The following is a 15,130-nucleotide window of genomic DNA, read 5'->3' on the forward strand; positions in this document are numbered from 1 at the left end:
AGCGCGACGTTCAGTCCAGGCAGGTCAGCGCGACCTCGGCGGACCGCATCAGCGCGGCCCGGTCCGGGTTGATCGCACCCATCACCCGCAGACCCTGGAGGCTGGTGACCAGGAATCCGGCCAGGTCGCCCGGGCTGCGGTCGCCCGGGATCTCACCGCGCAGCTGACCCTCGGCGAGCACGTCGAACAGCGCGTGCTCCAGTGACCGGGTGGTCGCCCGGAGGCGGTCGGCGACGCGCTGGTCGTGGTGGGCCCGCTCCATCGACGCCCCCACGATGAGGCAGGCGAAGCGCCGGCCGTCCTGGACGATGTCGTCCACGGCACCGACGAACACCTCACGGATCAGGTCACGGGCGTTGTTGCCGGAGCGCAGGACCTCGACCAGGGGCGCGGCGTAGCGCTGCCGGTAGAGGTCGAGCGCCGCGAGGTAGAGGCCGTCCTTGCTCCCGAAGGCCGCGTAGAGGGAACCACTGCCCAGGCCGGTGGCCTGCGCCAGGTCGCGCATCGAGGCGCCCTCGTAGCCCTTGCGCCGGAACACCTCCAGCGCCGCCGCCACGGCGGCGTCGGTGTCGAACTCGCGGGTTCGTGCCATGCGCCCACGCTAGCCCGGTTATGGAACGAGTGACAAAGTATCGCCCGTCACCCCCCGGCAGACCGGTCAGACCTGGCGGATCGCCTCGCCGGCGATCTCGATCCGCACGTTCTTGCCGACCAACACGCCACCGCCCTCCAGGGCGACGTTCCAGAGCAGGCCGTAGTCCTCGCGCTCGATCTCCGCGCTGGCGGTGAACCCGAAGATGTCCTGGCCGTACGGGTCGCGTCGGGCGCCGCCGAACTCCACCTGGAGATCGACCGACCGGGTGATGTCCTTGACCGTCAGCTCGCCGTGCACCACGAACCGGCCCGAGGAGCGCAACGCCGCCGACGGCAGGTCGCCGCCGCCCCGGCGGCCCAGCCGGTTGCCGCTGCGCAGCCGCGCCCAGTAGAAGATCGAGTCGGTGTCGCTGTGCATGGTGATGCCCGTGCTGCGGTATTCCAGCGTCGGGTAGCGCTCCACGTCGAGGAAGTCCGCGCTCTTGAGATGCACGTCCCGGTCGTCGTGCCCGGTGACCAGGCTCGCGGTCCCGATCGTGGCCGTCACGGAGGAGCGCAACGGATCCTCCGCCACGATGACCTTGGCCTCGGCCTCGGTGAACTCACCACGGACCGGACTCACCATCATGTGCCGACCCAGGAAACCGATCCGTTTGTGTGCCTGGTCGAGCACATACGTACCGGCGACCGGAATGGTCATGCCTTCCCACGTACGCGTGGCGGGCCCCGTCATGGTCGTGCGCCTTTCCCTCCGTGAAAAGGGCGCGCCGTTTTCGCCGCCATTGCCGCAATCACCGCGGACACCCCCTCCGCTCAGGATAGGACCTCGGCTGATCATGTCCGAAAGGCGCCGAAACGCCGCCGGCCGGTCGTCGTGGACCGCCGACCACCACGCCCCGGACCGGCCCGAACGGGGCCGGCCCGGGCGATGTCCGTGTCAGCAAAGGGATTCCGGCGTTGCCACGGGAGGACCGAGGTCGGCCGCCTTCGATGCCGCTCGTACGTCCAACCACTGGGATGCCGAGTGGCGTGTGAACAATCTCACCGGCTGCCTGCGCCGTCGAATTGATGAGCTCCGACCCATTCCATCGCGTACGACGTTCACCGCGCCGAAGAATTGCGGTGCCAGCACCGTGGTCGCCCCCTAGCACAGCGGAGGAATGGCGACGCAAACCGGAAGAATTGCGCGGCGAATGGTGGCCGGCGGGTCAGACGTCGCGCCTCCCGTCCGGGTCGCGCACCCGGACGGCGACCGCTCGGGCGTCGACGGTCCGCGCGGGCGATGGCCTGGTCAGGGCGGAGTACGAGGCGGACGCCGTCACATCCCACCCGGCTACGTCGACCTACCAGCGAGCATCCGACCTTCCCCCACCAGAGGAGGATTCATGTTCGCCGCCTATGTCACCGTCACCATCGTCGCCGCGGTCTTCACCGGCAGCGCCGCCGTCACCTACCTGATCGGTCATGCCTACCCCAAGGCCCAGTTGGACATGAAGCGCCTGCCGCAGTCATGGGGACCGGTGTTGGGCACGGTGTTGGCGGCGGGCTCGGTGGGACTGCTGATCGGGATCGACGTGCCGCTGTTGGGCATCCTCGCCGCCGCCGGCCTCGTGCTGTACTTCGTCGGCGCGATCGGCGCTCACCTGCGGGTGGGCTCCCGTCAACTGGTCGGACCGACCGTTTTCCTCGCCGTCTCCGTGGCCGCCCTGGTCCTGGCGCTGCAACGGCAGTAGGGCGAGGTCGAGCAGGAACGGTCCGCCACGCTCTGACCAGTTCGGAAAGGAGGGAACAAGCTCAGCCGGCGGGCGCCCCGTTGCTCGGCCGCCGATGGCAGGGGGTGGCCGCGAGGGTCACTCCCCGGAGGCGGCCTGTTCCCGCTTGCGAGCGCGGTAGGCGCGCAGGTTCACGGCGTTGCCGCAGAACCGTACGTCGTGCCAGACGCCGCTGTTGTTGCGTGAACGGTCGTAGAAAGCACACGGGCAGCGCTCGTTGCGGCATACCTTCAGTCGCCGCCGCTGGTCGGTCTGCTGGGCCTGGAGGCATTCGATCAGCGCAAGCGATGCGACCCTCCGCCATCCGGTACCCGAAGGTTCTGCGACGACGGTGCCACGCTCGTCGACCTGCATCGAGACCGACAGTGTGGGAAGAGCGGCCAGTACCTGCGCGGACACGGCCTCGGCGCCGTCGCTCTGATCGGAGAAGAGCCTGCGGAGAGCCCATCTCAGATCCCGCAGCGCCTCGCAGTCACGATCAGTGAGGTCCACAGCAGGAGCGGGCCGACCGGAAGTGGCGCTCCACTGGGCGAACGCCTCGCTCAGCCACGTCTGCGCGGTGGTGGGGTCGTCGAGCCAGTCAGCCTGGCGCGGCCTGCCAGCGGGCGAGGTGTTGAGCAGGTCCTGAACGAACGCGAGACCGCCGGGAGCAGGCTCCAAGGCGTAGCGCTCCGTGGCCGACCACGTCATGGCGTTGTCCTTTCTCCGGAAACACGACATTCCCTGGCGTCACGCAGCACTGACACGGTGTGTCCGCGGATCCTAACGGGCATGTCCGCACGGCAGACGTGCCCGTCAGGACCCCTCGGCGCGGTGGCATACGCCCCATGTCACCCTGTTGCGGCGCTTGGTCACAGAGCGAGCAGGATGCGGCCGAAGGGGCCGCCCTCGGCCAGGAGGCGCTGCGCCTCGGAAGCCTTCTCCAGCGGGAGCACCTGCGCCACCTTCGGGTGGAGCTCGCCCTGCGAGACCAGGTCGAGCAGGGTCGCGTTGGCGGCGTTGACCTGCTCGGGAGTGAACAAGGCGAACCTGAATCCGTGGATGTGGCCGTTCTTCCATATCAGGTCGGTCACGTTGATCTCGGCACGCACCCCAGCCGCGTAACCGATGCTGACGAGGGTGCCGTCTACGGCCAACGAGCCGAGTGCCTCCCCGGTGACCGAACCTCCGACGCCGTCCAGCACGACGTCCACGCCCTTACCGTCGGTCAGCCGTGCCACCCCTTCACGCAGCGACTCGTGCGTGAGGTCGATGACCTCATACCCTGCGGACCGACCCAGTTCCGCCTTCTCGGTGGTGGTGGCCGTGGTGATGGCCTGCGAGGCGCCCAGGACACGGGCGACCTCCACGCCGCCCTGACCGACCGCACCGCCGACGCCCGGCGCCAGTACGCTCCGGCCGCCGCGGAAGCCCGCCAACTCTTTCAGCGCCAGGTAAGCGGTCAGGTAACCGGCGCCGGTGGTCAGCGCGGCGGCGGTCTCGTCGTCGACGCCGTCCGGGATCGGCACCAGATGGGCCGCGTCGACCGCGATGTAGTCGGCCCACGAACCGTCGGTGCTCACCCCGTATCGTCCTCCGCTCAGCGCGACACGGTCACCTGCGGCCAGTCCCGAGGTGCCGGGCTCCTCGACCAACCCCACACCGAAGCCACCCGGCCGGATCGGCAGCGGCTTGTGCAGGGTGGGTGCGAGTTTTCCCGAACGCACCGTCTCGTCCAGTGGGTTGACCCCGGCCACCGTCATCCTGACGAGAACCTGCCCCTCGGTGGGCACCGGCAGGCGCCTTTCCCGCAACTCCAGGACGTCATAGCTGCCGAACCGGTCGTATTCGATCGCCCGCATGGCTCGCTCCTCGCCTCGGCTCCGCCGATCGGTCGGACGACCGATGGCTCACGGCACGAAAGAAGCTTAACCAGTTTGGGTATGTCCGTCGAGTGGCTGCGTCGGGCTCCGCCCTCAAGTCAACTTCGCCATACGTCCAGGTAGCCGACCGAAGTATTCCCGCAGGGCTTGCCCGACCCACCGGAGCCAACATAGGTGATATTTCTACGGCTATGTCACAGTGAGTGTTGGCCGCGACCCGGGATGCCGGTAGATGCCAATACCTGTCGCACGCGCCGTGAGCTGCGCCCTGGCGCTGCGCCACGAGGTCGCGGCGCTCCGCCGCCACGTCCACAGCCGACCACGGCTGTCCTGGCCAGACCGGGCAATCCTTGTCCGCACCCGCCCGGCTCCTACCCCGTCCGGTCCGCACCCACCAGATCGCGATCCCCGGCGACCCTGCCGGCTGGCCTACCTAAGCCGTGGTGGCCGCCCGCCCGTCAGCTCTCGAGACCCGGGAGTTGATCTACCGGATGGCCGCCGAGAACCTGCGGTAGGGCCACGAACGCATCCGACCCCCGGCTCCAACCCCAGCTGCCCGCATGAAGCCGAACGATCATGCGCGCCCACATTGCTCCCGACGCAAGAAGCAATAGCAAAACGGCTCGTTGCCGGTTGACCGGTAACGAGCCGTTGACATGCTCAAACTACTGGTGGGCGATACTGGGTTTGAACCAGTGACCTCTTCCGTGTCAAGGAAGCGCGCTCCCACTGCGCCAATCGCCCGAGTCTGTGGTTGTGCTTGAGGTGGGGACGGGATTTGAACCCGCGTACACGGCTTTGCAGGCCGTTGCCTCGCCTCTCGGCCACCCCACCGAGGTTGCCCCCGTCATGCGTGGCGGCAGCTCCGAGCGGACGACGGGATTCGAACCCGCGACCCTCACCTTGGCAAGGTGATGCGCTACCAGCTGCGCTACGTCCGCGTGTCACCGGCGTTCCCCGGTGACGGATGGAAACTCTAGCCGAGCGGTCGAACGGTTGCCAACTCGGGGTGACCCTCGGCGCGTCCGGTGTTCCGTTCGGCCGTTTTCCCAGGCGGGTGGGTCACCACTCCCCGTAGGGCTTCCTAGGAGGATGGCCTGGGTCGTCGCCCGCTCGTCGCCAACGTGAAAGACGCTGGCGGGGGGCCGACCGGCAACTGTCCGGCTTCCGACTGTCGTCCGGGCCGACCTGAGCGCTGCGGTAACTGCCCGTGTTCGTCCCGATGGGTTACGGTAACCGTCGTGACAAGACGTGCGGCCGAGATCCGCCTGGATGCCCTGCTGCGCACCGCCTGCGACGTGATCGCCGAGCGCGGGCTCGCCAACACCCGGACAGCCGACGTCGCGCAGGCGGCCGGGGTGAGCCAGGCCCTGGTGTTCTACCACTTCGCCACCAAGGAGCGCCTGCTCGCCCAGGCCTTCGCCTACGCGGTCGAGCAGGATCTGGCCAGGCTCGACGCGGTGGTCCGCTCCGGCGCCCCACCGCTGACCAAGCTTCGGAAGATCATCAAGCTCTACCTCCCCGCCGGACGCGCGACCTCCTGGTCGATGTGGATCGACGGCTGGTCGGAGTCGCTGCGCACCCCGGAGATGGAACGGGTCTCGCGACGGCTGGACCTGCGCTGGCGCGAGGACCTCGCCGAGGTGATCGAGGACGGCGTACGCGAGGGCACCTTCCAGTGCGCCGACCCGGACGGCGCCGCGTGGCGGATCAGCGCGGTGGTCGACGGCCTGGCGGTGCAGCTGGCGGTGCATGACCGGGTGATCTCCCGACGGCAGTTCACCGAGTGGGTGCGTCTCGTCATCGCGCGGGAGCTGGGGCTCGACCCGGCCGTACTCGACTGACCCATCCGGGCGAAGCCCGCGAAACGGCTCATACCGCACCAGCGGCCGGGAACAATCGGCGGCATGGACCTGCTGGAGGCGTACCGCCGGAGCCTGGCCGATTTCGTCGACCGGGTGGACCAGGTCGGGCCCGGGCAGTGGTCCGACCCGACCCCCTGCCCCGGCTGGGACGTGCGAACGCTCGTCAACCACGTGGTGAGCGAGGGCCGGTGGAGCGTTCCGCTGCTCGCCGGCCGCACCGTCGACGAGGTCGGCGACCGCCTCGACGGCGACCAGCTCGGCGACGACCCGAGCGCGGCGGCCCGCGAAACCGCCGCGCAGGCCGAGATCGCCGCGAGCCGTCCCGACGTGCTGGACGCCAGCGTCCACCTCTCCGGCGGGGACACCCCCGCGGCCGAGTACCTGCACCAGCTCCTCGCCGAGCACCTCGTCCACGGCTGGGACCTGGCCGTGGCGATCGGCGCCGACCCGCGCTTCGACCCGGACGCCGTCCGCGAGTGCGCGCGGTGGTTCGCCGGGCGGGCCGAGGACTACCGGCGTGACCAGCTGACCCAGCCGGGCGTCGACCTGCCCACGGACACCGACGAGCAGGACCGCCTCATCGCCGCCTTCGGCCGCGACCCGAACTGGGCACCCACCGACTGACGGCAGGGCCTACGCACCCTGAAACGGACTTTAACAGCCATACCTCTCGCCTGCCTGATGCGTTTTACACGCGGACAGCGGTGTCGATCCGCGCAACGCTGGCCAGTGAAGACAGCGGAGTGGGTGGGTGAGGATGAGACGGAAATCGACCGACGGGCGGTCCGACTTCCGAGGTGACATCGAAGGCATGCGGGCGGTGGCGGTGCTGCTCGTCCTCGTCGGTCACGCCGGACTGGCGGGCCTGCCCGGCGGATTCGTCGGCGTAGACGTCTTCTTCGTCATCTCCGGCTTCCTCATCACAGGACTACTCGTCAAGGAACTGGCCGAAACGGGGCGCCTTTCAATCGCCGGCTTCTACGCCCGCCGCGTCCGCCGGCTTCTGCCGGCCGCAGCCGTGGTCCTGTTGGCCAGCTTGCTACTGGCGTACCTCTTCCTTCCCCGGCTGCGCTGGGCCAGCACCGGTTGGGACGTGGTGGCGAGCGGACTGTATGTCATGAACTGGCGCCTCGCCGGGCAGGCCGTCGACTACCTACAGGCGGACGAGGCACCGAGCATCCTCCAACACTTTTGGTCTCTCGCCGTGGAGGAGCAGTTCTACCTGCTCTGGCCGATGCTGTTGATCGCGGTCACCTGGGGACTGTTCCGCAGAAGGGGCCGGAAGGCGGTGGACCGACGCCGCTTCGAACGGCGCCTGCTCATCGGGCTCGCGCTGGTCGGAATCCCCTCCCTGGCCTGGTCGACGTACCTGTCCGAAGCAAACCCCTCTCAGGCGTACTTCCACAGCACCACTCGGATGTGGGAGCTCGCATTGGGAGGTGGCCTGGCGATCCTCGGCCGCCACCTGACCCGGCTGCCCAGCTGGCTGGCGGTGGGGCTCGGGTGGGCGGGTCTCGCGGCGGTCGTGCTCGCCGGGCTGCTGATCACCCCAGACATGGCATTCCCTGGTTATGCGGCGCTGCTGCCCACGCTCGGAACAGCGGCGGTGATCGCGGCCGGGCCCGCCGCCGGTCGGGCTGGACCCACTGCCGTGCTGGGTCTGGGTCCGATGCGGTTCGTCGGCGCTCTGTCGTATTCGCTCTATCTCTGGCACTGGCCGCTACTCGTGGCGGCCGAGGCACAACTCGGTGAGCTGTCACCGGCGACGGGCTCCGCCGTGGTCCTGCTGTCCATCATCCCAGCGGCACTCACTTACTGGTTCGTAGAGAATCCGATCCGGTTCGGCCTGTCCCTGCCACATCAGGCCGGTCGGCTCGCCGCGCTGGCCACCACTGCCCCGATCATCGCGGCCCTCCTGTTCCAACTGACCGTCTGGCCGCCGTCGAGCCCCCCCTCGGACCTTGCGCTGCCTCCGCTGAGCGTGTCGGCGAGCAGTTCCAGCGAGGCGAGACAGGCAGAGTTCGGTGCCGGCGTACTCGGGGACCAGCCTCGCCGCAGCGCGGCCGGTCAGCCTGTTGACCGGGTAGAGACGATGACCCCCGACCCCCTCGCGGCTCGGCAGGACCTGCCCGCTACCTATCGAGAGCGGTGCCTGCTTCAGGAGACTGAGGCCGCGCTGAAGCCATGTGTCTACGGCGACGAGGACTCCGACTTCACTGTCGTTCTGGCCGGTGATTCGCACGCCGCGCACTGGCTACCGGCCCTTGAGGCAGTCGCCGAGGCGAACAGGTGGCGGCTGGTGACCCACATCAAGGGCAGTTGCCCAGTGTTGAACAAACCGGTGCTGTACAACAACCGCCCCTTCGACAGTTGCACGGAGTGGAACGGCAAGCTGCACGCGGCGTTGACCGGCCCTGATCGGCCGCAACTGCTCATCCTCTCCAGCCTGACGTACCATCCCGCACCGAATGGCGTGGCTCTCACTGGCGCCGCCTCATGGCAGGCCCGGATCGATGCGATGCGCGACACCTGGACGCGGTATGCGGATACCGGTCTCCGGACGTTGGTGATCCGGGACGTTCCTTATCCCGGGATCGACATACCAGAATGCGTTTCGAAGAATCCCAGGAAGCTCACGCGCTGCGCCGTGCCGCGGGAGGAGGCGTTGCAGTTGAGCGGCGCCCAGGTAGAGGCCGCCAAGGGTGTGAAGGGAATCCGCCTCCTGGATTTCACCGACGCCATCTGTCCAGCACAGCGATGCGCTCCGGTGATCGGCGGTGTCCTGATCTACCGCGATCAAGGGCATCTAACGGCCACGTACGCACGAAGCATGGCACCACGGGTACGGGACGCCCTGCGCAGCGAGCTCAAGTGATCTGAGGAACGGGTGGTGACGTGGCCTTGCCGTCGTCAGCCGGCGACTGATATCCACAGATGGGCATGCGTCACCGCGCTGCGCGGCCGGCGAGACGCCGGTCATCCCGCTCCCACGAGGAGGTCCTGTGCCACACCCGGAGTGGTCACCCTGGATGAGCCGGCGTCGACGCCGGCTCATCCCCGTCCTGGCGGCGACCGCGGTGGTCGCCGCGCTGCTGCCGACCGGCGCCGGCGTCGCGGCACCACCCGCCGGCCCGTCGACCGAGCGGCGGTCCGGCCCGTTCGCCGAGGGCCACCAGCATGCCGACGTCGACAACCGGGCCGGCTCGGCGGCGCCGAGCGACCGCCAGCGCGGCCTCGCCCGCCAGGCCGACCCGTCCGTCCGGTGGAACAAGCTGGGCACCCCGCACGCGCTCGGCCCCGGCGCGGCCCCGCTCGCCACCGGGCTGCCCGCCGAGCCGGAGGCCGCCGCCCGCGCCTACCTCACCGCCAACCGCGACCTCTTCGGGCTGGACGCGACCACGGTGGCAGCCATGGAACGGGTGCTGGTCCGCCCGATCGGCGAGGGCGCCGTGGTCACCCTCCGGCAGCGCTTCGGCGACCTGCCGGCCGGGCACGACGGCCTGGTCACCCTCGCCGTCACCGGCGGCACCGTCATCTCCGTCAGCTCCTCGCTCTCGCGGGACTCCGCGACGCCCGCGCCGGCCACCCTCAGCCCGGAGCAGGCCTACGCGGCGGCGCTCGCCGACGCCGGGCTGGACGCCTCCGGCGTGGCCAGCCACAGTGTCCGGACCGTGGCCGTGCCGACGCCGTTGCAGGGGCCGCGCAGCGCGTACGAGGTGACCCTGATCGGCTCGGACACCGACCACCCGGCGGCGTTCACCACCTACGTCGACGGGATCTCCGGGGAGGTGCTGATCCGGGAGGACCTGGTCGACTTCGACTCGGAGAACCCGAGCTGGGCGGTCTTCCCGGCCACCCCGCCGCGTGACCTCGGGCCGGGGCAGGACCCGCGGGTCCGCTGGTGCGCCGACCCCGCACCGGGTTGCGTGGCCGCGTTCCGCGACCCGGCCGGCGGCAACGCGTGGGACGTCGACGTCGCCACCGGCGCGCCGACCTTCACCTCGCGGGGCAACTCCGCCAACACCGTGGTCTCCTGGGGTGCCGGCACGCCGGTCGTGCCGGCCACGACCAGCCCGGAGCGCCGCTACGAGTACCCGTTCACCGACCAGTGGCACCAGGCGAGGTGCAACCCCGAGGTGTTCACCTCGGCGCAGCGCAACGACGCCGACGCCGCCATCGCCAACCTGTTCGCCATGCACAACCGGATGCACGACTGGGCCTACCACCTGGGCTTCACCGAGTCGGCCTGGAACCTGCAGGCGGTCAACCTGACCCCGAACGGGCTCGGCAACGACGCCGAGCAGGGCCGGGCCCAGCAGGGCGCGCTGAGCGGCAACCGGAACAACGCCAACCAGGGCACGCCGCGCGACGGCCTGCCGCCGACCACCAACATGTACCTGTGGCAGCCGCAGGCCGGCGGCCCGTACCCGCCGTGCGTGGACGGCGACTACGACATGACGGTGATCGGCCACGAGTACACCCACGCGATCAGCAACCGGATGATCGCCGGCCCGGACAGCGGCATCGGCGGTCACCAGGGCGGGTCGATGGGTGAGTCGTGGAGCGACCTGCTCGCCGCCGAGTACCTGTACCAGCACGGCCTGCGCCCGCCGGGCGAGACGCCGTTCATCACCGGCGGCTACGTCACCGGCAACCTGGTCAGCGGCATCCGCAACCACGACTTCAGCCGCAGCCCGCTGAACTACTCCGACGTCGGCTACAACACCGGCGGGCCGGCGGTGCACGCCGACGGCGAGATCTGGAGCGCCACCAACTTCCGGGTGCGCTCCGCGCTGGTCAAGCGCTACGGCCTCGGCACGCCGCAGCGGCAGTTGGACTGCGCGCAGGGCAAGGTGGCGGCCGACAAGTGCCCGGGCAACCGGCGCTGGTCCCAGCTCGTCTTCGACTCGTTCCTGCTGCAGGCGGCGAGCCAGGTGAGCATGCTCGACATGCGCGACAACATGCTCACCGCCGACCTGCTGCGCTTCGGGGGCGCGAACCAGGACCTGATCTGGGCCGAGTTCGCCCGCTCCGGGATGGGCCGTGACGCCGCCACCAACGGCGCCGGCGACACCGACCCGACGCCGAGCTTCGCGTCACCGCAGGGCGGCAACGCGACGTTCACGCTCCGGCCCCGCGGGGACAGCGAGGACGCGCCGATCCAACTCTACGTCGGGGCGTACGAGGCGCGGGCGACCCCGATCGCGGACACCGACCCGGCGACCCCGCTGCCGGACACGGTGGAGCTGGTGGCCGGCACGTACGACCTGCTGGCCGTGGCGCCCGGCTTCGGACACCAGCGGCTCAGCGTCGTCGCCAAGGCCGGCCACAAGGGCTACGTCGACCTGCGGATGAGCCGCAACCTGGCGTCCACGGCGTCCGGTGCCACGATCAGCGGCGACGGTGTCAACCTGGACCGGATCGCCGACGACACCGAGGCCACGAACTGGGCCTCGCTGGACGGGGTGGCCGGCAAGCAGGTCACCGTGGCGCTGGCCGGCGACGCGCCGCAGGTGGTGAAGCGGGTGAACGTGAGCGGCATGCTGCGCCCGGCGATCACCGGCGACGCCGACGCGGGCAGCCAGAACGCGCTCAGCGCGCTGCGGTCGTTCGCGGTGCTGGCCTGCAACGCGAAGACCACCGACTGCGCCAACCCGGCGCACTGGCAGCGCATCTACACCAGCGCGGACGACGCCTTCCCGGGCGGCGCCTACCGGGCCTACACCCGGGACATCAACCTCCGGGAGTTCCGGGTGCCGACCACCCTCGCCACCCACCTGCGGCTGGAGGTGCTGGACAGCCAGTGCACCGGCGGTCCGGCGTACGCCGGTGAGCAGGACGACGACCCGGCGACCACGACCGACTGCGCCACCGCCAGCCCGGCGCGTAGCCAGGTCCGAATCGCGGAGTTCCAGGCGTTCTCGAAGTGAACGCGGTCGGGGCCGGCGCCACCCCGCGCCGGCCCCGACCCTTCCTCACCTCCGACGCCCCCGGCCGGGCCGCCGGGGGCGTCGGTCACCAGCGGGCGGAGCGCCGCCGGTCGCGCCGGGCCGGCGTCTCCCAGCCCGACCCGACCGGCGGCACCTCACCGCCCGTGGCCGGATCGGTGGCGCGGGTCAGGTGTCGCATCCGCAGCAGCAGGCCCACGCCGAGGAAGACGAGCAACCCGCCCATCAGGAACCCGGCCTGCACCACCCCGAAGCCACCCGCGGTGGACACCGGCCGGCCCGCGTCGACCACCGGCACCCCGGCGGCCGGCTCGTCGACGGTCGTGTCCGGTCCCGGCGGGGTGACCTCCTCGACCCTCGTCGGCTCGGTGGGCGCGAGCCGGGTCGGTGTCGGCCGGGAGGTCGGTCCGGTCGCGGGAGCCTCCGCGCCGACCACGGCCCGGGTCGCCGTCTGGCGGGCGAGCAGCCGCAGCCCCGCGTCGTACGCCTCGGCGGCGAGGGTGACCCGGCCGGTGCCGACGTCCTCCGCGAACGCCAGCCGGTAGCGGGCCGTCACGGTGCGGTTCGGGCAGAGCGCACCGGGGTCGAGCTGCCGGTCGGTCAGCCGGGCGACGTCACCGGAGGCGCGGATGTCCAGCGGGAACGAGCCGGTCTCCTCCACCCGGTCCAGCCGCACCTGGTCCAGCCGGATGCCCTCCACCGTGACCACGAGCGACCAGCGGACCTTCACGCAGCCACCCCGATCGGTGCGGGAGACCACGGCCGAGACCGTCCGGACCTGGTCGCCGCCGGTGAACCGCTCGGGAAGGCCGCTCAGCCGGGTGGCGAAGGCCGCCTGTGCCGGCCCCGCCAGGGCGAGTTCCACGCCGGTCAGGCAGACCACCACCACCGCCAGCCGCAGCGCGTACCGCCACACGATCACCACCACCTCGCCTCTGCGCGTCCGTTCCGAACGCTAGGAGCGGGCACGGGGCCGGACCAGACGGGTGTGTTCGCACCGAGCGCCAAGCGCGGGGGTGCATTTCACGTACGGTGGTGAACCGGTGACCGGGGCGGCACACCGCCCGCTCGGCGGGTCGGCGACCGTCCCGCGGGTGGGCCGCGGCGGTCAGGGAGAATCGCCGGGTGTCCGAACTCTCCACCGCCTTCGTCCGGCTGCACGCCCGCCTCGCCCCGGTCGCGTTCGTTCCCGAGGTGCGGCTGCACCAGGCGGACGAGCCGATCGGGCTGTGGGAGCTGACCGAGGGCGAGTTCCGCAGCGACCGGCCGCCGCCGTTCTGGGCCTTCGCCTGGGCGGGCGGCCAGGGGCTCGCCCGGTACGTGACCGACCATCCCGAGCTGGTCACCGGTCGCCGGGTGCTCGACCTCGCGTCCGGCTCCGGCCTGGTCGCCATCGCCGCCGCCCGGGCCGGCGCGGCCACCGTCCGCGCCGTCGAGGTCGACGAGCTGGCGGTCGCGGCCGTGGCCCTCAACGCCGAGGCCAACGCCGTGCGCGTCGCCGCCGAGTACGGCGACATCCTCGACGGCGACGCCGGGGACGCGGAGGTGGTGCTGGCCGGCGACGTGTTCTACAGCGAGGCGATGGCGAAGCGGATGCTGCGGTTCCTGCTGCGCGCTGCCCGGGCGGGCGCGCGGGTGCTGGTGGGCGACCCCGGTCGGGCGTTCCTGCCCCGGGACCGCTTCGACGAGCTGGCCGTCTACGAGGTGCCGGTGCCCCCGGCGCTGGAGAGCGTACGGGTGAAGCGCACCACGGTCTGGCAGCTGCGGGCCGGGCTGCCCAAGGGCGCCGACTAGCGTGTCGCCGTGCTGTTCCGCAGCTGGGCGCAGGTCGCCGACGACAGGTGGCCGGACGTGGCCCGGGTGGCGGACCACGTCGGCGTGGAGCACCTCGTGGTCACCCGGCACGCGCTGGTGCGGCAGGTGCTCACCGACGCGGTCACCTTCCGGCCGGACAACGCGCTCGACGCGGTGACGCCGATGCCGGTGACGGCGCTGCGGATGCTCGCCGGGCACCGCTTCCGGCTGCCGCCGACGCTGGCGAACAACTCCGGCGCGAGTCATCCGCAGATCCGGGCGATCGTCGCGGACGCGCTGCACCCCGCCAAGGTGGCCGCGCAGCGCCCCTGGCTCACCGCCCTCGTCCGCGACCGGGTCACCCGGCTGGCCGCCGCCCTCGACGCCGGTGAGCCCGTCGACCTGTACGCGGAGCTCGCCGCCGACCTGCCGCTGCTGGTGCTGGCCCGACTGGTCGACCTGCCGGACGCCCCGGTCGGCGCGGTGAAGGAGTTCGCGCGGGCGGCGTTGGAGCTGTTCTGGGCGCCGCTGGACGCCGACCGGCAGCTCGCGCTCGCCGCCGAGGTGGGGCGGTTCCACGGCGTGCTGCGCGACTTCGCGGCCACCGGCGACGGGCTCGCCGCCCGGCTGCGCGCGGCCGGGCAGTCGCCGGACGTGGTGGTCGGCGCACTGTTCTTCCTGCTGGTGGCGGGGCAGGAGACCACCTCGCAGTTCCTCACCCTGCTGCTGCACCGGCTCGCCGGCGAGCACGCGGTGCGGGCGGGGCTGCGCGCGGGTGAGATCACGGCGGCCGACGTCGTGGAGGAGGGGCTGCGGCTGGAGCCGCCGATCGTCACGTGGCGCCGCGTCGCGGCCGTCGACACCACGCTGGGCGGGACGGCGGTGCCGGCGGGCACCAGCATCGTGCTGTGGCTGGCGCGCGCCGGCCGCGACCCGGCGACCGTTGACGCCCCCGACGACTTCCGCCCGGGCCAACGCGGCTCGCGCCGACACCTGGCCTTCGGGGCGGGCGCGCACCGCTGCGTCGGCGACGTGCTGGCCCGCATGGAGGCCGCGGTCGTCGTCGACGTGGCCGCGCCGCTGCTGGACGGGGTGAGCGTGGTCCGGGAGCCGTGGTGCCCGGACAACCTCACCTTCCGCATGCCCGACGCCTTCGTCGTCCGCCGCGCCGACCGGCCGGACCCGGCCGCATCCGGGTTCACCACGGCCCGCGTGCCGCGCTGATCCCCGCGCTGGGCCCGGCCGGCGATCGCCGCCGCACCCGCCCGCCGGGCCGGGTCAGGCAGCGGGCGCGA

Annotated in this window: 12 protein-coding genes and 3 tRNA genes; 7 read left to right on the forward strand and 8 right to left on the reverse strand. The window is 71.4% G+C overall.

Features of this window, described 5'->3' with window-relative positions:
* Window positions 1-10: 10 nt before the first annotated feature.
* The gene (locus ACIBTV_RS20475) at window positions 11-592 is read right to left on the reverse strand and encodes a TetR/AcrR family transcriptional regulator (protein ID WP_396707037.1); all 582 of its coding nucleotides are present in this window, start codon (window positions 590-592) and stop codon (window positions 11-13) included.
* A 66-nt stretch (window positions 593-658) separates the two neighbouring features.
* The gene (locus tag ACIBTV_RS20480; protein ID WP_396707039.1) at window positions 659-1,294 is read right to left on the reverse strand and encodes a YceI family protein; all 636 of its coding nucleotides are present in this window, start codon (window positions 1,292-1,294) and stop codon (window positions 659-661) included.
* Window positions 1,295-1,979: 685 nt separating this feature from the next.
* On the opposite strand from ACIBTV_RS20480, the gene ACIBTV_RS20485 reads away from it, so the two are divergent.
* Window positions 1,980-2,327: a DoxX family protein gene (locus tag ACIBTV_RS20485; RefSeq protein WP_396707041.1), complete on the forward strand. Its 348-nt coding sequence runs from the start codon at window positions 1,980-1,982 to the stop codon at window positions 2,325-2,327.
* Between the two features lie 117 nt (window positions 2,328-2,444).
* On the opposite strand, the gene ACIBTV_RS20490 is transcribed toward ACIBTV_RS20485, so the two are convergent.
* The 5 genes from ACIBTV_RS20490 to ACIBTV_RS20510 form a co-directional block, all read right to left on the reverse strand.
* Complete coding sequence (locus ACIBTV_RS20490) at window positions 2,445-3,056, reverse strand: CGNR zinc finger domain-containing protein (protein ID WP_396707043.1); 612 nt, start codon at window positions 3,054-3,056, stop codon at window positions 2,445-2,447.
* Window positions 3,057-3,217: 161 nt separating this feature from the next.
* On the reverse strand, window positions 3,218-4,207 hold the full coding sequence (locus ACIBTV_RS20495) for a zinc-binding alcohol dehydrogenase family protein (protein WP_396707045.1): 990 nt from the start codon (window positions 4,205-4,207) through the stop codon (window positions 3,218-3,220).
* A gap of 690 nt (window positions 4,208-4,897) precedes the next feature.
* Window positions 4,898-4,972 (reverse strand) — tRNA-Val (locus tag ACIBTV_RS20500).
* 19 nt (window positions 4,973-4,991) lie between these two features.
* Window positions 4,992-5,062 (reverse strand) — tRNA-Cys (locus tag ACIBTV_RS20505).
* 34 nt (window positions 5,063-5,096) lie between these two features.
* Window positions 5,097-5,169: transfer RNA gene (locus tag ACIBTV_RS20510), tRNA-Gly, on the reverse strand.
* A gap of 300 nt (window positions 5,170-5,469) precedes the next feature.
* Here ACIBTV_RS20510 and ACIBTV_RS20515 point away from each other — a divergent pair.
* From ACIBTV_RS20515 to ACIBTV_RS20530, 4 genes are all read left to right on the forward strand, one after another.
* Window positions 5,470-6,072 carry a TetR/AcrR family transcriptional regulator gene (locus tag ACIBTV_RS20515; protein WP_396707047.1) on the forward strand — a complete coding sequence of 201 codons (603 nt, stop codon included), beginning with the start codon at window positions 5,470-5,472 and terminating at the stop codon, window positions 6,070-6,072.
* Between the two features lie 63 nt (window positions 6,073-6,135).
* Window positions 6,136-6,717 carry a TIGR03086 family metal-binding protein gene (locus ACIBTV_RS20520; protein ID WP_396707048.1) on the forward strand — a complete coding sequence of 194 codons (582 nt, stop codon included), beginning with the start codon at window positions 6,136-6,138 and terminating at the stop codon, window positions 6,715-6,717.
* A 133-nt stretch (window positions 6,718-6,850) separates the two neighbouring features.
* The gene (locus tag ACIBTV_RS20525; protein ID WP_396707050.1) at window positions 6,851-8,968 is read left to right on the forward strand and encodes an acyltransferase family protein; all 2,118 of its coding nucleotides are present in this window, start codon (window positions 6,851-6,853) and stop codon (window positions 8,966-8,968) included.
* A gap of 127 nt (window positions 8,969-9,095) precedes the next feature.
* Entirely contained in the window at window positions 9,096-12,023 is a 2,928-nt protein-coding gene (locus tag ACIBTV_RS20530; protein ID WP_396707051.1) for a M36 family metallopeptidase, read from the forward strand.
* An 85-nt stretch (window positions 12,024-12,108) separates the two neighbouring features.
* Here ACIBTV_RS20530 and ACIBTV_RS20535 read toward each other — a convergent pair whose 3' ends face one another.
* Window positions 12,109-12,966, reverse strand: a complete 858-nt coding sequence (locus ACIBTV_RS20535) for a hypothetical protein (RefSeq protein ID WP_396707053.1) — start codon at window positions 12,964-12,966, stop codon at window positions 12,109-12,111.
* Between the two features lie 200 nt (window positions 12,967-13,166).
* Between ACIBTV_RS20535 and ACIBTV_RS20540 the strand changes: the two genes are divergently transcribed.
* Together ACIBTV_RS20540 and ACIBTV_RS20545 are read left to right on the forward strand one after the other, a co-directional pair.
* A complete protein-coding gene (locus ACIBTV_RS20540) occupies window positions 13,167-13,835 on the forward strand; it encodes a class I SAM-dependent methyltransferase (protein ID WP_396707055.1) in 669 nt (222 codons plus the stop codon).
* A gap of 9 nt (window positions 13,836-13,844) precedes the next feature.
* The gene (locus tag ACIBTV_RS20545) at window positions 13,845-15,059 is read left to right on the forward strand and encodes a cytochrome P450 (protein ID WP_396707056.1); all 1,215 of its coding nucleotides are present in this window, start codon (window positions 13,845-13,847) and stop codon (window positions 15,057-15,059) included.
* Window positions 15,060-15,130 lie beyond the last annotated feature (71 nt).

Source organism: Micromonospora sp. NPDC049366 (assembly GCF_044466625.1).
Taxonomy (GTDB): Bacteria; Actinomycetota; Actinomycetes; order Mycobacteriales; family Micromonosporaceae; genus Micromonospora.